This window comes from Pseudomonas sp. Marseille-Q7302 (assembly GCF_965111925.1).
Genome location: NZ_CBCOPK010000002.1, coordinates 15,317 through 37,983 on the forward strand (window position 1 = coordinate 15,317; position 22,667 = coordinate 37,983).

The 22,667-nt window shown below is 62.3% G+C and carries 21 protein-coding genes; 13 read left to right on the forward strand and 8 right to left on the reverse strand.

Features of this window, described 5'->3' with window-relative positions; genetic code table 11:
- Window positions 1-5 precede the first annotated feature (5 nt).
- Both ACWPW1_RS21100 and ACWPW1_RS21105 read left to right on the forward strand, forming a co-directional pair.
- On the forward strand, window positions 6-1,421 hold the full coding sequence (locus ACWPW1_RS21100; protein WP_068383178.1) for a Y-family DNA polymerase: 1,416 nt from the start codon (window positions 6-8) through the stop codon (window positions 1,419-1,421).
- A complete protein-coding gene (locus tag ACWPW1_RS21105) occupies window positions 1,418-4,492 on the forward strand; it encodes an error-prone DNA polymerase (RefSeq protein ID WP_068383176.1) in 3,075 nt (1,024 codons plus the stop codon). The genes ACWPW1_RS21100 and ACWPW1_RS21105 overlap by 4 nt, the downstream gene beginning before the upstream one ends.
- A gap of 193 nt (window positions 4,493-4,685) precedes the next feature.
- On the opposite strand, the gene ACWPW1_RS21110 is transcribed toward ACWPW1_RS21105, so the two are convergent.
- The 3 genes from ACWPW1_RS21110 to ACWPW1_RS21120 form a co-directional block, all read right to left on the reverse strand.
- Window positions 4,686-5,135: a hypothetical protein gene (locus ACWPW1_RS21110; RefSeq protein ID WP_068383173.1), complete on the reverse strand. Its 450-nt coding sequence runs from the start codon at window positions 5,133-5,135 to the stop codon at window positions 4,686-4,688.
- A 126-nt stretch (window positions 5,136-5,261) separates the two neighbouring features.
- Entirely contained in the window at window positions 5,262-5,528 is a 267-nt protein-coding gene (locus ACWPW1_RS21115; protein ID WP_068383171.1) for a hypothetical protein, read from the reverse strand.
- Between the two features lie 171 nt (window positions 5,529-5,699).
- Window positions 5,700-6,182: a hypothetical protein gene (locus ACWPW1_RS21120; RefSeq protein WP_068383169.1), complete on the reverse strand. Its 483-nt coding sequence runs from the start codon at window positions 6,180-6,182 to the stop codon at window positions 5,700-5,702.
- Between the two features lie 125 nt (window positions 6,183-6,307).
- Between ACWPW1_RS21120 and ACWPW1_RS21125 the strand changes: the two genes are divergently transcribed.
- A complete protein-coding gene (locus tag ACWPW1_RS21125; protein WP_068383167.1) occupies window positions 6,308-6,943 on the forward strand; it encodes a hypothetical protein in 636 nt (211 codons plus the stop codon).
- A 178-nt stretch (window positions 6,944-7,121) separates the two neighbouring features.
- Window positions 7,122-7,844 (forward strand): thermonuclease family protein, encoded by a 723-nt coding sequence (locus tag ACWPW1_RS21130; RefSeq protein ID WP_093257419.1) that lies wholly within the window; start codon window positions 7,122-7,124, stop codon window positions 7,842-7,844.
- Window positions 7,845-7,851: 7 nt separating this feature from the next.
- Here ACWPW1_RS21130 and ACWPW1_RS21135 read toward each other — a convergent pair whose 3' ends face one another.
- Both ACWPW1_RS21135 and ACWPW1_RS21140 read right to left on the reverse strand, forming a co-directional pair.
- Entirely contained in the window at window positions 7,852-8,403 is a 552-nt protein-coding gene (locus tag ACWPW1_RS21135; RefSeq protein ID WP_007162501.1) for a hypothetical protein, read from the reverse strand.
- Between the two features lie 11 nt (window positions 8,404-8,414).
- On the reverse strand, window positions 8,415-8,648 hold the full coding sequence (locus ACWPW1_RS21140; protein WP_093257416.1) for a hypothetical protein: 234 nt from the start codon (window positions 8,646-8,648) through the stop codon (window positions 8,415-8,417).
- Between the two features lie 376 nt (window positions 8,649-9,024).
- On the opposite strand from ACWPW1_RS21140, the gene ACWPW1_RS21145 reads away from it, so the two are divergent.
- The 6 genes from ACWPW1_RS21145 to ACWPW1_RS21170 all read left to right on the forward strand — a co-directional run bounded on the left by ACWPW1_RS21145 (window position 9,025) and on the right by ACWPW1_RS21170 (window position 14,195).
- Complete coding sequence (locus tag ACWPW1_RS21145; protein WP_007162503.1) at window positions 9,025-10,425, forward strand: ISNCY family transposase; 1,401 nt, start codon at window positions 9,025-9,027, stop codon at window positions 10,423-10,425.
- Window positions 10,426-10,792: 367 nt separating this feature from the next.
- On the forward strand, window positions 10,793-11,143 hold the full coding sequence (locus ACWPW1_RS21150; protein WP_007162504.1) for a metalloregulator ArsR/SmtB family transcription factor: 351 nt from the start codon (window positions 10,793-10,795) through the stop codon (window positions 11,141-11,143).
- 19 nt (window positions 11,144-11,162) lie between these two features.
- Window positions 11,163-12,452 (forward strand): arsenic transporter, encoded by a 1,290-nt coding sequence (locus ACWPW1_RS21155; RefSeq protein WP_093257413.1) that lies wholly within the window; start codon window positions 11,163-11,165, stop codon window positions 12,450-12,452.
- Between the two features lie 10 nt (window positions 12,453-12,462).
- Window positions 12,463-12,933, forward strand: a complete 471-nt coding sequence (locus ACWPW1_RS21160) for an arsenate reductase ArsC (RefSeq protein WP_007162506.1) — start codon at window positions 12,463-12,465, stop codon at window positions 12,931-12,933.
- 14 nt (window positions 12,934-12,947) lie between these two features.
- A complete protein-coding gene (gene arsH / locus ACWPW1_RS21165) occupies window positions 12,948-13,667 on the forward strand; it encodes an arsenical resistance protein ArsH (protein ID WP_371913904.1) in 720 nt (239 codons plus the stop codon).
- A 276-nt stretch (window positions 13,668-13,943) separates the two neighbouring features.
- The gene (locus tag ACWPW1_RS21170) at window positions 13,944-14,195 is read left to right on the forward strand and encodes a helix-turn-helix domain-containing protein (RefSeq protein WP_231893101.1); all 252 of its coding nucleotides are present in this window, start codon (window positions 13,944-13,946) and stop codon (window positions 14,193-14,195) included.
- Between the two features lie 265 nt (window positions 14,196-14,460).
- Here the strand turns inward: ACWPW1_RS21170 and cadR are convergent, their stop codons facing one another.
- Complete coding sequence (cadR, locus tag ACWPW1_RS21175; RefSeq protein ID WP_186354194.1) at window positions 14,461-14,892, reverse strand: Cd(II)/Pb(II)-responsive transcriptional regulator; 432 nt, start codon at window positions 14,890-14,892, stop codon at window positions 14,461-14,463.
- A 292-nt stretch (window positions 14,893-15,184) separates the two neighbouring features.
- Here cadR and ACWPW1_RS21180 point away from each other — a divergent pair, with 292 nt between their 5' ends.
- Complete coding sequence (locus ACWPW1_RS21180; protein ID WP_425326784.1) at window positions 15,185-17,395, forward strand: heavy metal translocating P-type ATPase; 2,211 nt, start codon at window positions 15,185-15,187, stop codon at window positions 17,393-17,395.
- Between the two features lie 372 nt (window positions 17,396-17,767).
- Here ACWPW1_RS21180 and ACWPW1_RS21185 read toward each other — a convergent pair whose 3' ends face one another.
- Entirely contained in the window at window positions 17,768-19,195 is a 1,428-nt protein-coding gene (locus ACWPW1_RS21185) for a heavy metal sensor histidine kinase (RefSeq protein ID WP_169887035.1), read from the reverse strand.
- A gap of 5 nt (window positions 19,196-19,200) precedes the next feature.
- On the reverse strand, window positions 19,201-19,875 hold the full coding sequence (locus ACWPW1_RS21190; protein WP_007162511.1) for a heavy metal response regulator transcription factor: 675 nt from the start codon (window positions 19,873-19,875) through the stop codon (window positions 19,201-19,203).
- 265 nt (window positions 19,876-20,140) lie between these two features.
- On the opposite strand from ACWPW1_RS21190, the gene ACWPW1_RS21195 reads away from it, so the two are divergent.
- Together ACWPW1_RS21195 and ACWPW1_RS21200 are read left to right on the forward strand one after the other, a co-directional pair.
- Window positions 20,141-21,349, forward strand: coding sequence for a TolC family protein (locus ACWPW1_RS21195; protein ID WP_007162512.1), 1,209 nt, complete (start codon window positions 20,141-20,143; stop codon window positions 21,347-21,349).
- A gap of 47 nt (window positions 21,350-21,396) precedes the next feature.
- Window positions 21,397-22,665: an efflux RND transporter periplasmic adaptor subunit gene (locus tag ACWPW1_RS21200; protein WP_371099833.1), complete on the forward strand. Its 1,269-nt coding sequence runs from the start codon at window positions 21,397-21,399 to the stop codon at window positions 22,663-22,665.
- The last annotated feature ends 2 nt before the right edge of the window (window positions 22,666-22,667 follow it).

The window sequence follows — 22,667 nt, forward strand, 5'->3', positions numbered from 1 at the left end:
CTGCCATGAAATGGGCCTGCATCTTTTTCCCGCAGTTCGCGCTGGACGGTGTGCTGCGCAATTGTCCTGACCCGGACGAACCCCTGGTACTGCTCCACGGGCCAATACAACGCCGGATCATAAAGGCGGCGAACCCGGCGGCGTTGGCGCTCGGGCTCCGGCCGGAGATGACCTATACCGCGGCTCAAGCGATCTGCCCGCAGTTTGCGACGGTGGAGTACGACGAAGCAGCGCTGAGGCGCCAGCACGAGCTCCTCGCCGCCTGGGCCTATGGCTTCAGCTCGCAGGTGAGCCTGCACTTCGCCGACGCCCTGGTGCTGGAGGTGCAGTCGAGCCTGCCGCTCTTCGGGCCCTGGCCAAGATTTGAAGCGAGGCTGCGCCAGGAGCTCACGGCGCTGGGCTTCGGCCACCGGATCACCCTGGCACCCAACCCAGTCGCCGCCCGGGTGTTGGCCAACGCCGGCGACACCCTGGCGGTTCGGGACGATGCAGGCCTTGCCAGCGCTATGCGCACGCTGCCGGTGGCGCTTCTGGGCTTCGAGCCGGTGATCGTCCAGGCCTTGAGCCGCATGGGGCTTCGGCAGCTCAGCCAGGTGCTGGCGCTGCCCCGGGCCCAGCTCGCCCGGCGCTTCCCCCTGAGTCTGCTCAATCACCTCGATCAGATGCTGGGCAGCAAGGTCCTGCCCCTGGAGTTTTTTCTGCCCCCGACCACCTTCAGGCTGCGGATCGAACTCAACTTCGAAGTCGAGTCGACCCAGGCCCTGCTGTTCCCGCTGCGTCGCCTGACCTCGGACCTGGCCACCTACCTGGCCGGCCGGGACATGGGCGCCCAGCGCTTCACCCTGCGGCTGGAGCATAGGGAGGCGCCGACCACGGAGGTGGTGGTTGGCTTACTCGCCCCGGAGCGTGACCCTGCGCTGCTGTTCGAATTTGCCCGGGGGCGCCTGGAGCCCACCCAGGTGGTGGAGCCGGTACTCGCGATCGGCCTGGTCGCTGACGAACTGCCCTCGTTCGTCCCTCAGCACCGCGGCCTCTTCGATGAGCGCCCGCAACAGACGGTGAGCTGGGAGCAGCTGCGCGAGCGGCTGCGTTCTCGCCTTGGCGACGACGCGGTCTATGCGGTGGGCGCGCAGGGCGATCACCGGCCGGAGCGGGCCTGGCGGCGCGACACGCCTTCGCTGGCGCTCCAGGCATTGGGACCAAATCGACGGCCTGGCTGGCTGCTACCGGCGCCGGAGCCCCTGGATGTCGACCAGTCACGGGTCCTGAGCGGGCCTGAGCGTATCGAGAGCGGTTGGTGGGACGGCGAGGATGCCCGTCGGGACTACTACGTGCTCGAGCTCGCCGACGGGCGTACGGCCTGGGCCTTCCAGTCTCCGGCGGAAGGGTCAGGCTGGTGGGTGCAGGGGTGGTTCGCGTGACACCCGGCTATGCGGAGCTGCACTGCCTGTCGAACTTCAGCTTCCAGCGCGGTGCTTCCAGCGTCGATCAGCTATTCGAGCGTGCCAGGGTCATGGGCTATGAGGCGTTGGCCATCACCGACGAGTGCACTCTCGCCGGCATAGTGCGCGCCTGGCAGGCATCGGAGAAGCATGGCGTCCGGCTGATCGTGGGCGCGGAGTTCCAGGTCGCCCAGGGCCCCAAGCTCGTGCTGCTGGTGGAAGACCTGCGGGGCTACCAGCAGCTGTGCCGGCTGATCACCCTGGCCCGTCGGCGCGCGGACAAGGGCAGCTACCGGCTGCTGCGCGAGGACCTCGACCAGGTCGCTGGCCTTGTCGCGCTCTGGGTACCGGATCGGCACGCAGAGGCGGAGTCGGTGCGCTGGTTGCTGCAGGTTTTCCCCGGCCGGCTGTGGATTGCCGCCGAGCTCCACTTCGATCAAGACGACCAGGTACGGCTGCAGCAGCTGCAGGGGCTGGGTGCGGCCTTGGGCGTAGGGCTGGTGGCTACCGGTGACGTGCACATGCACTGCCGCGGGCGCCGGGCCCTGCAGGACACGATCACCGCCATCCGTCATCACGTCCAGGTGGCGGAAGCCGGCCAGCTGCTCTTCCCGAATGGCGAGCGCCACCTACGGACCCGTGAGGCCTTGGCGCGGTGCTATCCGCCCGAGCTGCTGGAGGAGACCCTACGTATTGCAGAGCGCTGCACCTTCAGCCTGGCGGAGCTCCGTTACCAATACCCTAGTGAGGTGGTACCGGAAGGACACACCGCCACCAGCTGGTTGCGTGTTCTCACCGAGGAGGGTTGCGCCTGGCGCTGGCCCGAAGGCCTATCGGCTCGACTACGTGCCCAGATCGAAAAGGAGCTGCAGCTGATCGCCGACAAGGCATATGAGAGTTACTTCCTGACGGTGCACGACATCGTCCGCTTCGCCCGGCAGCAGGGGATCCTTTGCCAGGGGCGCGGCTCGGCCGCCAACTCTGCAGTCTGTTTCGCCCTGGGCATCACCGAGCTGGATCCGACCCGGATCAACCTACTGTTCGAGCGCTTCATCAGCCACGAGCGCGATGAGCCACCAGACATCGACGTCGACTTCGAGCATGACCGCCGGGAAGAGGTCATCCAGTACATCTTCCGCCGCTATGGGCGCCAGCGCGCCGCCCTCACCGCGGTGGTATCCACCTACCACGCTGCGGGTGCCGTCCGCGACGTGGCCAAGGCCCTCGGCCTACCCCCAGACCAGATCACCGCGCTGGCGGACTGCTGCGGCCGTTGGACCGACAATCTGCCGCCGCCGGAGCGCCTCCGCGAGTCTGGCTTCGATCCTGATAGCCCCCTCCTTCACCGGATCCTGGTGCTCACCGGCGAGCTAATCGGTTTCCCGCGGCACCTGTCTCAGCACCCGGGCGGTTTCGTCATCGCCGACCAGACGCTGGATACCCTGGTGCCGGTCGAGAACGCGGCCATGGAAGGACGCACCGTCATCCAGTGGGACAAGGACGATCTCGATGCGATGGGCCTGCTCAAGGTCGACATCCTCGCCCTGGGCATGCTCAGCGCCCTGCGCCGGTGCTTCGACCTGGTGAGGGGCTACCGGGGTAAGGAGCTGACCCTGGCTACCGTGCCTCAAGAGGACAAGCCGACCTACGCGATGATTAGCCGGGCCGATACGCTCGGGGTGTTCCAGATCGAGTCACGTGCCCAGATGGCTATGCTGCCGCGGCTGAAGCCACAGACCTTTTACGACCTGGTGATCGAGGTGGCCATCGTCCGCCCGGGCCCCATCCAGGGTGGCATGGTCCACCCGTACCTGCGCCGGCGGACCGGTCAGGAGGAGATCAGCTACCCGCCGAAACTCGAGCGCGTCTTCGGCCGGACCCTGGGTGTGCCCCTGTTCCAGGAACAGGTGATGGAGCTCGCCATCTTGGCCGCCGACTACACCCCTGGCGAGGCCGATCAGCTGCGCCGCAGCATGGCGGCGTGGAAGCGCCATGGCGGGCTGGAGCCGCACCGGGAGCGACTCACCTCGCGCATGCTCATTAACGGCTACACGGCCGAGTACGCCGCGGACATTTTCCGGCAGATCGAGGGGTTCGGCAGCTACGGCTTTCCCGAATCCCATGCGGCCAGCTTCGCCCTGCTGACCTACGCCAGCTGCTGGCTCAAATGTCACGAACCGGCCGCCTTCGCCGCGGCGCTGATCAACTCCTACCCCATGGGCTTCTACAGCCCCGACCAGATCCTGCAGGACGCCCGGCGCCATCGGTTGCAGACCCTGCCGGTAGACGTGACCTGCAGCGACTGGGATTGCAGTCTCGAGCCAGTCGCCGATAGCTCGCAGCCGGCTATCCGGATGGGATTGCGAATGGTGCGAGGCCTGGCCGAGAAAGCCGGGCGCGCCGTTGAGCAGGCCCGCCGGCACCGGCCATTCCGCGATGTTACCGATCTGTGCCTACGTGCAGGCCTTGATGCTAAGGCCCGGGAGTGCCTGGCGGATGCGGGAGCCTTGAAGGGCCTCGCAGGGCACCGATTCCAGGCGCGCTGGGCCATGGCCGCGATCGAGCCGCAGCTGCCCCTATTCGCCGAGGGCGCTGTGGTTGAGGAGGAGATCCAGGAGCTGGTTGCGCCAACCGTGGGTGAGGACCTCTATTCGGACTATGCCTCCCTAGGCACCACCCTGGGGCCGCACCCTCTCACCCTGCTGCGGCCGGAGCTGTCGGCCCGGCGGCTGATGAGCTCGCAGGAGCTGAAGGAGCGGCGCCACGGCCAGCCGGCCCGGGTCGCTGGCCTAGTAGTCGGCCGACAGCGGCCGGGTACCGCCAGCGGCGTGACCTTCGTGACACTGGAGGATGAGTTTGGGATGGTGAACGTGGTGGTGTGGCGCACCCTGGCGGAGCGCCAGCGGCGGGAGCTGGTGGCGTCACAGCTGCTGCGAGTGGATGGAACGGTAGAGACGCGCGATGGCGTGCTGCACATTGTGGCCGGCCGCTTGGAGGACATCAGCGAGCTGCTGCAGGGTCTCGATACGCGAAGCCGGGATTTTCATTGACCGCATCTTCGAGAGGGCAGCTCTCGAATTGGCTGAATGCGCGAGTGACGTGGAGCCATAGGCGATGCTTCAAGATCGGAAGTATACCGCCTGGGATACTTCCGCTATACCGACTGGCGCGGGGTGTCTCCAGGGCATGCGAATCTTGCTTGCCCTAGTGGACTGCCAGACGTGAAGCCTTGCTACTGAAGGCCTATAGGGTCTCGCCCGACCATCGCCATTCACGTGGCGCTTCCGCCTCCCCGTAGTTAGCGGCGAGCACGTCTGCGAGGTGAGACGGGGTGCAGGGCGTGTCGTACGTTGGCGCAGCCATCCAGCGCTCCAAGGCGCCCTGTAGCTCAGCAAATTCATCGGCGCCGATGCCGTCGAAATCCTCAGGCCGGAAGATGTTGCCGTCGACGGCGGTTGGGCTGAGGTCTGCGGACAGGAACATCGCCAAAGCACCATCCACCGGCGCGACGAACAGGGACTCGCTGTCGACTTTGGCAATGGTGCCGGCCGGCGCCGCAGCGAGGATCGGCGCCACCTGGTTCCAAACCACAAGCAGCTGCTGGAAGGCCGGGTCTTCGGCTCTGGAGTAATAGCGGTGGACGCACAGCTTTAGCGGCAGAGCCGGAGTCGAGGAGGTGTTGGGGGTCTGCATGGGGAAGCTCCGTCAGCATCGTTGAGTGATGCTGAACGACGTCCCATAGGTCTTCAGATACGCAAGCCGCGATGGGCTCAGCAGCTGGCGCACCGGGGTAGCCTGATTCGCCTACTGCGACCGCTTTCAGATCCCGTCGAATCCCGCGATCCCGGATCTGAAGGGCTTCCACTCTTCCTCCGGCGCGCCGAGCTTGCAGATAGCCACGGTGACCTTCTGGCCAATGGCCGGGTCCGGCGGTTTGACGGCGAGGTGGCGGTAGGGGGTGTAGTCGGGCACCCACATACTGGAGCTCTGGCTCCGGTGGTATTCCCAGATACCGTACCCGTTGACGGTACTCACCGCGCGCTCCAGGTTGATTACTCGACCACTTTCAAGATGGATCACCAGCATTGCGCACGCCTCACGAATTGAGGCGTGATGATACCGCGCGGTGCAGGGATGGCCGGCAGCAGGTCGTCAGGTGACGTAGGGTACGACTACAGATTACGGCTCGCCGGGCGTTGGTGTACCGCACCGCCCGGCGCTGGCCGGAATCTGTAACGCAGCAGGCGTGGCAGACGACTACAGATTCTGGCCGGCGGGACAGGCGTAGGAAATGAACTCGCCGCCTACCCACTCCTTACCCATCTCGCCCGGTACCAGCGGGATGCCCAGCGTCGCGAAAACCGGCCGAGCACCGACACATTCCTGGACGTACAGGACGGTGTACGCATAGCCCTTGGCGTCCGCGATCTCCGCCAGCTCATTGATGGACACGAACTGGTCAGACTGGAACGAGTAGTCGAGGCAGGAACAGCCATGGCCATCGATCTTTCGCGGCCGGGCGTCTGGGTCAGCAAAGCGTTTGAAGGCGGTGGCCAAGGTGTTGTCCCGGGCGACCCTGTCCTTGAAGTCGAGGTAGCACAGGAGCGAACAATGCCCGTACCAGAGCGCCTTGATCTGGAAGCCCTGGCGCCAGTTGACCCAGCCTACCTGGCTGGTGATCTGCGGGCTCCACTTCGGAAGTTGTTCCACCGCGGCTTTGAGCTGTTCAACCGGTACCATACTCGCGTCTCCATCAGGTGATGGCCTACCCTCTCACCGATCCGGAAAACGCAAGGCCTGCCGTGGTTCGGCTGGTGCCATGCCGCTAGACTGGCTGGCTGGTGCTGCAGATGCTGTGAGTTGCGATGAAGATCTGGACGGATGAGATGATTGCCTTGCTGGGCACAGAGAGCGATACCGCCCTGGGCGACCGCTGGGGTATGTCGCGCATGACCGTGGCGCGCAAGCGGCAGACGCTGGCCATCGCGCCCTACGACCTGAAGCAGGGCGGCTTCCAGCGCGAGACGCTGTTCCGGTGGAGCCCGGAGAACCTCGCCCTCCTTGGACAGGAACCCGATGCGACCGTCGCCAGGCGGCTCGGCATCAGCCGGCGCGCGGTCTACCTGATGCGCCTGCGCCAGGGCCTGGCCCCGGCGAAGCGGGCGCCGCGGGTGTACAGTCTGCCCCCGGCGGCCGTGCCGCTCTTGGGCAAGTTGCGAGACGCCGAGCTCGCTCACCGGTTCGGGATTCCTGACGACCTGGTGTACCGCGAACGCAAACGGCGCGACATTCCAAAGCTGCAGGACGAAAAGCCGCTGAGCGAGGCGCTACTGGCGGAGCTGGGCACCGATAGCGATCGAGCGGTCGGCCTGAGGCACGGGGTCCACTACAGCAAGGTGAGACAGCTGCGCTTGAAGCGCCAGATCCCCGCGTATAAGCGCCCCAACCGCAAAAAGATGGCCGCCGGCGGTACCGCCACTGACGGTGGCCACCGCCGCTAGCCCGCCGCCGCTTATAGCCACCTTTCGCTCCTCTGTCCGCTTCTGCCCCGCATAGACCCTGCCAGTCATCCGCACCGCCGCTACACTCCCGCGTCGGCGTCGCTGGCAGTACGGAAACGCGGCAGCGCCCGCCCGGTGATACCGGACCTCCCCTCTTAAAACGGATCTGAGACCTCATATGCTTCGGCAGCTAGCAGTAGCCCTTGCGTTAACCCTCCCTACACTCTCCTTCGCCGAAACGATCGACTGCCGCGTGGTGGGCGTGCACGACGGCGACACCCTGACGTGCCTCACCACCGCCAAGCAACAGATCAAGGTCCGGCTTGCGGAAATCGACACCCCGGAGAGCAAACAGCCCTACGGCAACCGCGCCCAGCAATCCTTGGCAGCCATGGTCTTTTCGAAGGCTGTCCGCCTGGACGTCCAGGACACTGACCGATACGGCCGGCGGGTGGCCCGCGTGTACCAGGGCAATACGGACGTGAATGCCGAGCAGGTGCGCCAGGGTGCCGCGTGGGTCTATCGCCAATACCTGAAGGATCGATCGCTGCTGGACCGGGAAGCACAGGCCAAGGCGCAGAAGCGTGGCCTGTGGGCGCTACCGGAGGCGGAGCGGGTACCGCCGTGGGAGTGGCGCCACGCCGCGCGTGATCAGCGTCAAGACGCGCAAGCTGGAGAGGGCGAGCCGCCGGCGGCAGTACCGCCGAAGCGACCCACGTCCTTTTCTCAATTTGGCGGATCGGAGGGCGCCATCGCCGCGGGATCCTTCAGCTGCACACCGCTAAAGGCCTGCAGGCAGATGGCGAGCTGTGCGGAGGCGAAGTATCAGCTGCAGCACTGTGGCAACAGCCGGATCGATGGCGACCACGACGGTGTGCCGTGCGAAGCCATCTGCCGGTAGTTGGTGACTAGCGGGCCCGGATCGGGCCTTCGCCCGGATGCTTCGCGGTATGGGCCGCGATCAGTTGGTCGAGGAGGGCGACGACGTCCGGACGGCTGAGCAGCTCACGCCCCACGACCGCTGCCGGCTTGAACACGCGGCCGGCCTTGCGGGTGTTCCAGTCACCGATCATCACGTGGATGCCCTGCACCTGGCCTACCGGGGGAAGCATGCCCCAGGTCTTGGTGTGGCTGGCATAGTTCAGCAGGGCGCCCGCGAGCTCTTCGTGCAGCGCCAGGCGCGCCGCGTGATCCTTGGCCGCCTCGTAGTTGGTCAAGGCGTATTGCAGCACGTCCCACGCTTGGATGCCCTTGGGCAATGGCAGCCCACCACGCTGACACGCGGCGCGGTAGCCCTCGACCGAGAGCTGTGTGACCAACCGGGCGCCGTGCTCCGGATTCACCGAATAGATCCAGACCGGCACCGTGTTGGTGGGGTTGCCCTGCACCACCGCGTTCCAGTCCGCCTGCTGGGTGGCCGCCTCGAAGCGCTTTCTCTCTGCTTTCTTGATGTCGTCCATTACCAGGCCCCCTACTCGTCCAATCCAGTATCGCCGGCGCCTTTCCACAGCCGCTCAGCGACCTGGCGGATCAGCACGAGATCGTCCTGTTTGCTTGCCGAGTCGGGTAGATGACCGATGAACGCCAGCTGCGCGATTTCGCGGCAGAAGTCCGGCCGCGAATAACCGGACGCGAGCAGGCCCTGGTAGACCGTTTCGCCAAGCAGCCGCTCGGCTGCAGCGTCGAAGTGTTTCTGGGTAGCCATGTTCCGAATGCCTCGAGAGTTGTGAGAGATCCGTTGCACGCTATCGAGAATTTGAAAAATGCAACTCGGTACCGGCTGCGGCTCGATGCAAGCCGCGCAGGCGCCGGTTGCCACTCCTGGCAGCACAAGTTGGGTTCGCCCTCGGCCAATCCCTGGGGTCTAGCCATCCAGTATCGGGGGTTGTGGCATCCAGGGCCCCCAAAAAAGGCCGCCGGGGCGGCCTCATGTGTAGGGCCTGATTTCACGTAACGGCTACTTATCGGAAGTCGGCGGTGTTACGGCCAAATAGTAATGTCGCGATCCAGCCAGATAGAAATGTCCCGATCACGTATGGCAGCTAGCCTAGCGGCTTTGCAGCCGATGCGGAGCGATCAGGATGTCAGCCTACGAGCGGATCACGATGAGCCTACGCGAAGTCGATCGCCTCAAGGTCATCCAGGCGGTGACCGAGGGTTTCCTTACGCCCACACGCGCTGCCCAGCGCCTGCAGCTGACAACACGGCAGGTTCACCGCCTGGTGCAGCGTTACCGGGACACCGGCGTATCAGGGCTGATCTCTAGAAAGCGCGGCCAGCCCAGCAATCACCAGTTGCGTCCCGGCCTTGAGCGGCGCGCCGTCACCCTGATCCGCACGCATTACCAGGATTTCGGTCCCACGCTTGCTGCCGAGAAACTGGCCGAGTGCCACGGCTTGCGTCTAGCCAAGGAAACGGTTCGGCGCATCATGATGGATGCCGGCTTGTGGACGCCGCGTCGGGCACGACCGCCTAAGGTGTACCAGCCACGTAATCGCCGAGCTTGCCTCGGCGAGCTGATCCAGATTGATGGCAGCGATCATCGCTGGTTCGAGGATCGTGCGCCGGCGTGCACCCTCTTGGTCTACATCGACGACGCCACCAGTCGCCTGATGCACCTGGCGTTCACCCGTAGCGAATCGACCTTCAGCTACTTCCAGGCCACCCGTGCCTATCTGGAACACCATGGCAAGCCTGTCGCCCTCTACAGCGACAAGGCCAGCGTGTTCCGGGTCAATAGCAAGGATGCCCAGGGCGGTGCTGGTCACACGCATTTCGCTCGGGCCATGTTCGAGCTGAACATCGATACTTTCTGCGCCAACTCCAGCCAGGCCAAGGGGCGCGTCGAGCGTGCCCATCTCACCCTGCAGGATCGCCTGGTCAAGGAGCTGCGACTACGAAATCTCAGCACTGTCGAGGCGGCGAACGCCTATCTGCCGTTGTTCATGGCTGATTACAACCGGCGCTTCGCCAAACCGGCCCGCTCTGATTTCGATGCCCACCGCGCAGTACGTGACGACGAGGACCTGACTCTAGTCTTGACGTGGCGAGAGCCGCGTCGAGTGTCGAAAAGCCTAACGCTGCAATACGACAAGCGCCTCTATGTTCTGCACGATACGCCGCAAACCCGAGCATTGGCTGGCCGCTACGTAGAGATCTATCACTACCCGGACGGCCGGATCGAGGTGCGATCGGAAGGCGCTGCCTTGCCTTACGGCATTCTCGATCAGCTGCCTGAGGTCAACCAAGGCGCTATCGTCGAGAACAAACGGCTGGGGCACGTCTTGCAAGTGGCGCAACTGATGCAAGAGCAGCGCGACAATCGGCGCTCTCATTCGGTACCTGGCAATCCAAGGCCTACTAAAGCCCAACGCTCAGAGCCGGCGAAGAAAAAAGCAAAAGAGTTGATGCCAGAGGACCTCCTAGCTGCTCTTCACAAAAGCCCACTACCAAAGCGTAACCGTCATGCGTCAGTCGATTAGCGCTGAGGGCCTGGCCGCCCTGGTTGCAGCCGGGGCCGCTTGGGATGTGCGTGCTAGTCCAGGCCCTGAAGGGCACGGATGGCAGCTACAGGTGCGCTACAGCAAAGAAAGCCGACATTTTCCTCTCCGCTCCCGGCGCGAATTGGTGAGGGTGTTTCGGTCATTGAATGCGCTCAACCGGTACGCGCAAAGTGTTGGAATACGCAGGTATAGGGTGGAGAACTAGGGGACTCGGCTGCCAACCCAGGGAGCGACCGGGGAGACCTGCCTTTGCATTCGCGGTCACTTCGGCCGGATAAGCACCTTCCAAAGGCTCGAATACATCTGTAAATTCGAATATTCGAAATCACAGATATAAAGGCTGCCCATGTACCTTCAGCCGCACACCTTTTTCAAATGCCTCGGTGACGAAACCCGAGCCCGGATCATGCTCATGCTCGCCGCTGAGGGCGAGCTATGCGTTTGCGAATTGATTTGGGCGCTCGACGATAGCCAGCCGAAGGTCTCTCGCCACCTGGCTCAACTCCGCGTCTGCGGTTTGCTGGAGGATCGCCGTCAAGGTCAGTGGATCTATTACCGCATTCATCCCGAGCTGCCTCAATGGGCAATGGAAGTGCTCCAGGCAACGCTCGAGGCGAACCGCTCTTGGCTTGGCGAAGATCAGGGCCGCCTTGCTTCGATGGAAGGTCGTCCGGTACGCCGGGTTTCCTGTTGCTAAGTGACTTCGGAGACCTGACATGCTGTTGGCAATTTCAATTTTTCTCATCACGCTGGTGCTGGTGATCTGGCAACCTCGCGGGCTTGGCGTGGGCTGGAGCGCGTCGGCTGGAGCGATACTCGCCTTGCTGACGGGTGTGGTTATGCTCAGCGACATTCCATTGGTCTGGCACATCGTGTGGAACGCCACCGCGACGTTCATCGCGGTCATCATCATCAGCCTTCTGCTGGATGAGGCGGGCTTTTTCGAGTGGGCTGCACTTCACGTGGCTCGCTGGGGCCAGGGCAGCGGTGCGCGCCTGTTTGTGCTCATGGTGCTCCTCGGGGCAGCCGTCTCAGCGCTATTTGCCAACGATGGCGCAGCCTTGATTCTGACCCCCATCGTCATCGCGATGCTGACTGCGCTGCGCTTCAGTCCGGCAGCAACCCTGGCTTTCGTTATGGCCGCTGGGTTCATTGCCGACACGGCCAGCCTGCCCCTGGTTGTCTCAAACCTGGTGAACATCGTCTCCGCGGATTTCTTCGACATAGGGTTCGCTCGATACGCCTCGATCATGTGGCCGGTGAATCTGGTAAGCGTAGTGGCGACCCTGGGGATGCTCTGGTGGTTCTATCGAAAAGAGGTGCCACCTTCGTATTCACCGGAGGTGCTACGCCGACCAGAGCAGGCGATCAGGGATCGCCCTACGTTTATTGCTGGCTGGTGGGGGCTGTTGCTCCTACTGGTCGGCTTGTTCGCTCTTGAGCCGCTTGGCATTCCTATCAGCGCTGTTGCCGCCGCCTGTGCGTTAGTGCTGCTGATCATTGCAACGAAGGGTCATGTGATCTCGACACGTAAGGTGTTGCTAAATGCGCCCTGGCAGGTCGTGCTGTTCTCACTTGGCATGTACCTAGTGATCTATGGGTTGAAAAATGCCGGGCTGACGGAGGGGCTCAGCTCGTTGCTTGCCACCTTTGCCGATCATGGCCTGTGGGCTGCCACGTTGGGCACCGGCTTCACCGCTGCGCTGCTGTCCTCTGTCATGAACAACATGCCCAGCGTGCTGATCGGCGCTTTGTCGATCCAGGGCAGTGGCGTGACCGGACTGGTGCATGAAGCCATGGTGTACGCCAACGTCATTGGCTGCGACCTGGGCCCGAAGATCACGCCTATTGGCAGTCTGGCAACGCTGCTGTGGTTGCATGTCTTGGCTCAGAAAAACATCCGCATTACCTGGGGTTACTACTTCAAGGTTGGCTGTGTCCTCACCTTTCCCATTCTGCTCACGACGCTGGCAGCCCTTGCCGTGCGTTTGAGCATCACTGCTTAGGAGTCACCTTATGAAGATCCTGTTCATGTGTACGGCCAATAGCTGCCGCAGCGTTCTTTCCGAAGGGTTGTTCAACCAGATGGCGCCGGCCGGCTTTACGGCTATCAGTTCGGGAAGCTTCCCGAGTGGCAAACTCAATCCACGAGCGGTAAGCACTTTGCAAGGCTTGGGCATCGACACGTCGGGCCTGTACAGCAAGGGATCTGAGGTGTTCGCCGACACTCCCCCCGATATCGTCATCACCGTATGTGACAAGGCTGGCGGTGAACCTTGCCCGGTGTATTTTGGCCCAGCCATTAAGAGCCACTGGGGACTATCTGACCCCTCCGATGTAGAAGGCAGCGATGAGGCTATCCAGGCCGCTTTCGACGCAACTGTTGAGCACATCAAAAGGCGATTCGCAGCATTCTTCGCGCTGGATCTAGTAGCGCTTCAGGGCGCGGAGCTGAAGCAGGCGCTGGATCGGATCGGAGCACTGTGATGAGCGATTTAGAGATGGAATCTGCCGAGACCTTGCCGGCCCTCGATTTGTCGCTGCTGGATCTGCCCAGCACAAACAGGTTGGGGCTTTCAGACACCTCTGATACCAAGCCACGAATCCTTCTACTCTATGGGTCGAACAGGGAGCGTTCATTCAGCCGCCTGCTGACGCAAGAGGCCGCACGTCTGCTCCAGCTCATGGGCGCCGAGACCGTGATCTTTGATCCATTCGGGCTACCACTCCCCGATGACGCACCGGTCGACCACCCCAAGGTGCAAGAGCTGCGCGACCTGGTGCTCTGGTCAGAGGGGCAGGTGTGGTGTTCGCCGGAACGTCACGGCGCCATGTCTGCGGTACTCAAGGCGCAAATCGACTGGATTCCCCTGACCCTGGGCGCCGTACGGCCCACGCAGGGCAAGACACTCGCCGTCATGCAGGTTTCCGGTGGCTCTCAGTCGTTCAACACGGTGAACCAGATGCGGATTCTCGGGCGGTGGATGCGCATGCTGACCATCCCGAATCAGTCGTCTGTGCCGAAGGCTTATCTAGAGTTCGACGACGCGGACCGAATGAAGCCTTCCGCGTATTACGACCGTGTGGTCGATGTGATGGAGGAATTGGTGAAGTTTACTTTGCTGGTTCGTGGCCGTGAGGATTACCTCGTTGATCGCTACTCGGAGCGAAAAGAAAGCGCGGACGCTTTATCGGCCAGGGTCAATCAGCGCTCTATCTAGCCCCGAGCGAATGGAATGATCGCTGGGCGCTAACCAAGCTAGCCCAGCGCAACGGCAGAAACTGAGTCCAGGTCTGTTCGACTGACCTCTTGTTTTGACATTTCTACTTGGCCGGCGCAACGACATCTGTACTGAGCCTTGAAACGGCGTGTTACGGCCAAGTAGTAATGTCGCGATCCAGCCAAATAGAAATGTCCCGATCACCTGTGGTCGCTAGCCTACCGGCTTTGCTAGCGATACGGAGCGATCAGGATGTCAGCCCACGAGCGGATCACGATGAGCCTACGCGAAGTAGATCGTCTCAAGGTCATCCAGGCGGTGACCGAGGGTTTTATCACGCCTACCCGCGCTGCCCAGCGGCTGCAGCTGACAACACGGCAGGTTCACTGCCTTGTGCAGCGTTACCGGGACACCGGCGTATCAGGGCTGATCTCCAGAACGCGCGGCCAGCCCAGCAATCACCAGTTGCGTCCCAAAGCGCAACCGTCATGCGTCAGTCGATTAGCGCTGAGGGCCTGGCCGCCCTAGTTGCAGCCGGGGCCGCTTGGGATGTGCGTGCTACTCCAGGCCCTGAGGGGCATGGATGGCAGCTACAGGTACGCTACAGCAAAGAAAGCCGACATTTTCCTCTCCGCTCCCGGCGCGAATTGGTGAGAGTGTTTCGGTCGCTCGACGCGCTCAATAGGTATGCACAGAGCGTTGGGATACGGGGCTTCAGAGTAGAAAGCTGAAATGGGTGCTCATGCTGCTGCTCAGTGTCTCCCTGCAGAGTTCGGATATATCCAATGTGGGCTCAAGGCTCACTAGTCCTAATAGGCCCTGGGGTATGGAAAGAACAATCCGCTAGCCCTTGCAGAATACCGCAGGACTCGATGGGGCGCGCTCCACCGCACCTTTCACGTAAGGCAGTCATGTGCTGCTTTAGCTGCAGTAATGCCACGATCCGCGCCTCCACCTGCTGGAGATGGGAATCCAGCAGCGCGTTGACCTCGCTACAGTCCTGCCTTGGGTTTTCGCGCAGGCCCTGCAGGGCACGAATCTCGGCATGCGTCATGTCCAGCGTGCGGCAGTGCAGAACGAACTGCAATTGCTCAAGGTGTGCCTTGCTGTACAACCGGTAATTCCCGGCGCTACGTGCTGGCTCCGACAACAGCCCTTCCTTCTCGAAGTAGCGGATGGTCACAACTTCGCATCCTGTGAGCCGGGCTAGCTCCCCAATCCTCATGTCCACTTCGGCCGCCTTGAGTGCTTGACTCTATAGTAACTATAGGGATTGTAATGCTCCCCATTCAACGGTGAAAGTGGGGGCTGACATGAGCGATTGCGGATCAAAGGGGTGCGGTTGCAGCTCGGCTGCGTCAGGCCCTCTTCTTACGCCCGAACCGACGGCCAGCGCCCTGGCCGAGGCTAGGGAAGCTCACTACCTTATTCAGAATATGGACTGCCCCACAGAGGAAGCGCTCATTCGGCGCAAGCTGGGGGGCTTGTCCGGCGTTGTCGGCTTGGAATTCAACCTGATGAAGCGCACGCTGATCGTACGGCACAATCTGCCTTCGCTGACCCCATTGGAAGAAGCCTTGTCAGCGGTCGGTATGCAGGCGGTGCGTCAGGGAGACGACCCGAGCACGCAGATTACCCGTCTTGGCATAGCCCAGATGGATTGCCCTACCGAAGAGACCCTGATTCGGAAAAAGCTCACCCTTCTTCCTGGTGTAGTTGATCTGGACTTCAATCTGATGCAGCGCACATTGACTGTGCGTCATACCGCCAGCGCGCTAGCCAAGGTACTCGATGCGATCCAGTCGCTAGGCTTCGAAGCTCAGGAGCTGGACACCCAGAATTATCGCACTCCACCATCAAGGGCCTATAGCGACTCGACGCCGTGGCTGCCGCTCGGCTTCTCTCTTGCTGCTGCAATAGCCGCTGAGGGCATGTACTGGTATCTAGGTGGCAATCATTGGTCGGTCCTGGTACTGGCGTTGATTGCCATCTCCCTGGGTGGGTTGTCCACTTACAAAAAGGGCTGGATAGCGCTTAAGAACCGCAATCTCAACATGAACGCCCTAATGTCGATTGCCGTCACCGGGGCCATGTTGATCGGCCATTGGCCGGAAGCGGCGATGGTGATGGTGTTATTCGCCCTCGCCGAGGTCATTGAGGCCAAATCGCTGGATCGTGCCCGCAATGCCATCCGGGACCTACTCGATCTAGCCCCCGAACAAGCCACGGTGCAGCAGCCTGACGGTACTTGGCTCGATGTGGAGGCCAAGCAGGTCGCTATCGGTAGCCGGGTGCGGGTGCGGCCGGGCGAGCGCATCGCGCTCGATGGTGTGCTGCTAGAGGGCGGCTCCACCGTGAGCCAAGCGCCGATCACTGGGGAAAGCCTTCCCGTTGAAAAGGCCCCCGGCGATCCGGTCTATGCCGGCACTATCAACGAGTCTGGATCCTTCGAATATCGCGTCACGGCGGTGGCCGGCAACTCCACCTTGGCACGCATCATCCAAATGGTGGAAGAGGCGCAAGGCAGCCGCGCTCCAACCCAGCGCTTCGTCGATCAATTCGCCCGCTGGTATACGCCTGCCGTTTTCGTGCTAGCAATTGCCGTGGCGGTACTACCTCCCCTGCTTCTGGGCGCAGCTTGGATGGATTGGCTCTATCGGGCCCTGATTCTGCTGGTGGTGGCCTGCCCCTGCGCCTTGGTCATTTCCACTCCGGTCACCATCGTCAGCGGACTGGCTGCCGCAGCACGCCAAGGCATCCTCATCAAGGGTGGCGTTTATCTGGAGGATGGTCGCAAGCTGCGGTGGCTAGCCTTGGACAAGACCGGCACGCTCACCCACGGCAAACCCGAGCAGACCGACGCTATCTCCTTGAACAGCGCCTTGACCGATAGCAGTCGCAGCATTGCAGCGAGTCTCGCTAGCCGCTCTGACCATCCGGTATCCAAAGCCATCGCGAAAGCCGCCGTTGGCGACGGTGTGGTGCTGCGAGAGGTCGGGGAGTTTGCCGCGCTGCCTGGCCAGGGCGTACGCGGTGTGATCGATGGACAGACCTATCATCTTGGAAACCATCGAATGGTCGACGAATTGAGGGGGTGCTCCTCGGACCTGAAACAGCGCATCACGGCGCTCGAAAGCGAGGGCAAGACCGTGGTGATGCTGGTAGGGGCTGACGATGTACTGGCGATCTTCGCTGTCGCCGACACCATCAAGGACAGCAGCCGCAATGCGATAGCCGAGCTGCATGCGCTGGGTATCCAGACCGTGATCCTGACGGGCGATAATCCACATACCGCCCAAGCGATTGCTGCTCAGGCCGGAATAGATCGCGCCCAAGGTAACCTGCTACCGGCCGACAAGCTGCGCGAAGTCGAACAGCTTGCCCAGTCCAGTAAGGTCGGCATGGTAGGAGACGGTATCAACGATGCCCCGGCATTGGCACGCGCCGACATTGGCTTTGCGATGGGGGCTGCGGGCACCGACACGGCCATCGAGACAGCAGACGTGGCCCTCATGGACGATGATCTGCGCAAGATTCCAACCTTTGTGAAGCTCTCTCGCGCCACCGCTCAGGTGCTCTTGCAAAACATCGTGCTTGCACTTGGCCTAAAAGCCGCTTTTTTGCTGCTGACCTTCACTGGGCAAGCAACCATGTGGATGGCCGTATTCGCCGATATGGGAGCCAGCCTCTTGGTAGTGGGCAACGGGCTAAGGTTGCTGCGCCAATAAGCTGGCATTCCTCGTTGATGACCGGGAGGGTTTGAAAGGTGTCCCACGGCAAATCCTCGCGCCAATCACAACTGCAGTTACTGGGTTACCCAGCCTTCGGGCAGGCCGTAAGGTCTGCTTCAGCACCTCGATCGTTTCGGGCGAGATAAGCAGCTTCATGGGCAGGGGTATGTGTACATTCGTATATGCGTAAAAACGAATAAACAGGTTGCCCGAGTATCCTCGCGCTGCTTGCTGCATTGGAAGACGTTGTAGTTCGTCTGCAGAAAGACGCTGGTCGGGAAGTCCTGCATATGCAGCCCTGTCTATAACAGCTCCGGGTTAGTTATTGACATGTCTACGCTGCCATATCGACCAGCATCGTGCTCACACCTATCTATTGGTGGGGGAACAAAGCGCTTCCGCTTCGCCTTGTTCATCAAAGTTGGTTACGGGCGTAATTGCTGGAGGAAATGTCAGCGTGAAGCGCGTCATTCCATTATGAGATTCGGCCTGCACCAGGCCCCGGTGAGAAATCATAATCGCGCGGACGATCGCCAACCCTAATCCACTGCCGCCTGTAGGTTGATCGCCAGCCCGGTAAAAGCGATTGAAGACATTCGATAACTCATCCGGATCTATGGGAGATCCTTGGTTTATCACAGCTGCCCATCCACCACCTTCCTCTTGCGCGCCAAGCTCTACTATCACAGCCGTTCTTGGATAAGCGTGGCGAATAGCGTTTGATAGCAGGTTCGATAGCGCACGCTGGATCATCAACTTGTCGCCCTCGACTTGAAGCTGTCCTTTGACTACTAGCTCTATTTCGCGCGCTTCGGCATAAGCCTCAAACAGGCTACAGACCTTAAGTGTCTCTTGCTCGACGGCCACTTGGCTCAGTGAGGTTAGCGGTTCGTGGCTGTCCAGACGCGCGAGGAGGAGCATGTCCGCGACAATACGGCTCAAGCGGTCCAGTTCGTCTAGGGAGTCCTCCAAGGCCTTTTGATACGTGGCCTCGTCACGCTTCCGGCTAAGTACCATCTGCGTTCGACCTATGAGGATCCCGAGCGGGGCGCGCAATTCATGGGCAACGTCGTCTGCAAAGCGGTCTAGTTGCTGCACGCCCGTATTGAGGCGCTCCAACATCGTGTTCAGCGCGATGGCTAGATCAGCTACTTCTGCAGGCAGATTGGTGTCATCCACTCGCAATGTCAGCTGCCGGGTAGTAATCGCACGGGCAGTACGGCGGAAGTGGCGTAACGGCGCAAGGCCCTGATAACCCGTCCACCACGCCGCGGCGCCAATCAGCAGTAGCAGAATCGGCAGACTTATCAAGGCTGCACGTAGGAAAGCATCCAACAAAAATCTATCACTGCTGCGGTCCTGGCTGAGCAGTAGCTGTAGTGGAGGCAGCGATGGGATGGTCAGGCTAGTCCGGATAGTTAATAGATCGTGGCCGTCATCAGAATGCCAGGCCAACGTCTGGGCGTCTGGCCAACGGCCCGGCCGTAGCTCATCGGCATAGGCATGGGAGCCAAGCCCATACAGGGGTGTGTCCTCTTCCGCCGAAAGCACGGTGACCGACAGCTCATCGTGGCCGAGCAGAGCGTCAGCTAGTACGTGCTGCCAAGGCGCTTTGGTAGGATTTGCAGGACGCTCTTCCAGGCTGTGCTGGATCTGCCCTAATTTGGCTTGCAGCTGGTCAACAGCACGCTTATCAAGCTCCCGCTCTAGAACGCTGTACACCATAACGACCAAGATGATAGCCAGCAGCAAGCCCACGCTCGTGACGATCATCCCCAGGCGCAGGGCGAGGCTCATGGGTCTCATGAACGGCGCTCCATCACGTAGCCAACGCCTCGTACTGTATGGATAAGCGCCTCCCCGAAGGGCTCATCGACCTTCATCCGCAAGCGTCGAACGGCGACTTCCACCACATTGGTGTCACAGTCGAAATTCATGTCCCAAACGCGCGAGATGATCTCGGTGCGGGAGAGCACTTCGCCCTGGCGTTGCATGAGCAGGTGAAGCAGCGCGAATTCCTTGCTGGTCAAGTCGATGCGCTGGTCCCCGCGAAACGCACGATGGCGAAAGGGATGCAGCTCAAGATCGGCCAGGTGCAGGGTATCACTGACCACTCGCGTTTCGCCGCGTCTGAGCAACGCGCGGATGCGGGCGAGCAACTCCGGAAACTCGAACGGCTTGGTCAGATAGTCGTCAGCGCCGGCGTCCAGTCCTCGGACGCGCTCGCTGGTTCGGCTCTGGCCCGTTAGGAGCATCACGCGGGTCTGCTTGCGTCGCCGCAGCAATTCCAGGACCTCCAGACCGTCCATAGTCGGCAGATTAATGTCCAGCAGGATCAGGTCGTAATCCTGCTGCAGAGCCAGATGCAGACCATCAATCCCGGTCGCGGCGCGATCAACCACATAGCCATTCTCCGTGAGGCCTTGCTGCAGATAATCCGCGGCGCGGGCTTCGTCTTCCACTATCAGTAAGCGCATCGTCTGTATCAGTCGTGTCGAGGATGTTGCGGAGGCTGAAGCCTGTAGCCGCTAGAGAGTCAAGCGATCAAGCGTGCCGGTATACCTGGACGGCGGCAACTTCCTTACAGCTTTGTAATGTTGGCGTCACCGGAGCGATAGGTGGCGCTCCCTAGAGTCGGCTCCGCTATCACGCGACGATCTCTTCGAACGTCGCGCCTTCTGCACAGGAGTCGCTGCAGTGCCGTTATCCCTTCCATGTCGATATCCCGCCCCATGGCGCCTGATGGGTCTGGCGCTGGGGCTAGGTCTGCTGCTCGCCGGCGGACCGGTCCAGGCCTCATCGCTGACCCTGGAGCAGGCGCTGGCCCAGGCCCTGCGCGACAATCCCGACTACCTGGCGGCCCGCCAGGAGACCGCCGCGGCCGCAGGTGCACGGCAGCAGGCAGGCCTCCTGCCCAACCCGGAACTCGCCTTCGAGGTCGAGGACACGCGCTCTGCCAGTCAGACGCGCAGTCTCACGCTCACCCAGCCCTTTGAACTGGGTGGCAAGCGCGCCGCCCGGGTGGCGGTGGCCGAGGCCAACGCTGGCGTGGTCAATGCGGACCTCGAGGCGCGACGCTATGCCCTCCGGGCGGACGTCATCCAGAGTTTTTACGAGTTGTTACTGGCCGCTGAAGGGGTGCGGCTCGCCGAGCAATCGCAGGCACTGGCACAGCGCAGCCTGGACAGCTCAGGGGCGCAAATTCGAGCGGGCAAGATTTCACCGGTATCGGGTACCCGCGCGGAGGTAGAACAGGTCACCCAGCGGCTGGAGCTGAGACGCGCACTGCAGCAGCGTGACAACGCGCGGGTGAGTCTTGCCCGCCAATTGGGTGTCTCCGTGACAGAGCTCGGTGAGCCGGTCGGTGACCTGGATCGTCTGCCCGCACCTCCCGGCGAAGCCCTACTGCTGCAGGCGATCCGCCAGACACCGGCGATGCTCAAGGCGCGGCGGCAGGTAGCCGCCGGGGATGCCGACGTCGATCTGCAGCGCAGCCAGCGCTATCCGGACGTGCGGGTGAGCCTGGGCAGCCAATACGACGAGCTCGAGGGGGAGCGGGTCAATCTGGTGGGCTTCTCGCTCCCGCTACCGCTCTTCGATCGCAACCAGGGCAACCTGCTCGCCGCGTCCAGTCGCGCTGACCAGGCCCGGGATCTACAGCGAGCGACCGAGCTGCAGATCCAGGCCGAAACCCTGCAGGCACTGCGCGACTGGCGTAGTGCATCAGCTGACGTCGACGACTTGCGCAACCGGGTTTTGCCGGCGGGCCAGCGTACGGTCGATGACCTAACTCGCGGCTTCTCGCTGGGACGTTTTGCCCAGCTGGATGTGCTGGAAGCCCAGCGCGCCCTCATTGCCGCTAGGGGGCAGTACCTGCTCTCTCAACGTGCGCAGATCAATGCCTGGGCCCGCCTCGAACGCCTCCACGGCCCGCTCTTCACCTCCCCATGACGCTACAGATCCCGGTAATAAATCGGGTGCGGAGTTCTTGCATGACCATGACTTCATTCAGGCCGAGACTGCTGCGGCCGCTGCTGATTGCAGTAATTGGCGGTGGGCTGCCATTCAGTACCATTCAGGCGGGTACCGGTCACGACCACCCCGAACCCGCTGCCCCCCTAACGAAATCGGCAGATGCCAAGGCTGAGGCGACCCAGCCTCGCCCTGATCTGGACGAAGGCAAAGACGGCCATGACGCGAACGAGGGCGCCCATGGCGACGGCGAAGAGACGCATGCCGAAGGCGAAGTCGAGCTGAGCGCAGAGCAGATTCGAGCAGCCGGCATCGAAACCCAGGTGGTCACGCCGGTGAGCGTTGGCGCCTCTTTGAGTCTTCCGGGCGAGATTCGCTTCGATGAAGATCGTACCGCTCACGTGGTGTCCCGTACGCCCGGCGTCGTCGAGGAGGTGAAGGCGAATCTTGGAGACCGGGTGCGCAAGGGACAGGTGCTAGCAGTCATTGCCAGCGAGCAGCTTTCCGAGGTGCGCAGCGAGCTGGCGACCGCGCAGCAGCGGCTGCAACTGGCGCGCACCCTGTATGCCCGCGAGCAGAACCTCTGGCAGGAGCGGATCAGCGCCGAGCAGGATCTACTGCAGGCGCGGCAGACACTGCAGGAAGCCGAGATTGCTGTACGCAACGCCCGTCAAAAAGCACAGGCCTTGGGTGGAGCAGCCTCCGCTCAGGGCGGCAGTCGCTACCAGCTGCGCGCGCCCTTCGACGGCGTGGTGGTGGAGAAGCACCTGGTCCTGGGTGAGCGGGTGGACGAAGCCAGCAACCTCTTCACGCTCACCGACCTGTCCCGCGTCTGGGCCACGTTCGCCGTTCCTGCGCGTGACCTCGATCGAGTCACCGTTGGCCGAAAGGTGGAGGTACTCGCGGGTGAGCTGGATAGCCGCACCGAGGGCACCGTGGCGCATGTTGGCAATCTGCTGGGCGAACAGACCCGGGCGGCGACCGCGCGCGTCACCCTAGCCAATCCGGCGGGCGCCTGGCGCCCGGGTCTGTTCGTTACGGTGCGGCTCGATGACGAGCGACAGGCCAAGGTACTTGGCGTGCCCAATGGCGCCGTGCATGTCGTGGAGGATCGCACCGTGGTGTTCGTCCGGACGGCAGACGGCTTTCAGGCGACACCCGTGGTCACCGGGGTCCGGGACGGTGAGCGCACAGAGATTCGTCAGGGCTTGAGCGCCGGCCAGGTAGTGGCCGACCGCGGCAGCTTCATTCTCAAGTCGGAACTGGGCAAGGGCTCGGCCGAGCACTCCCACTAAGG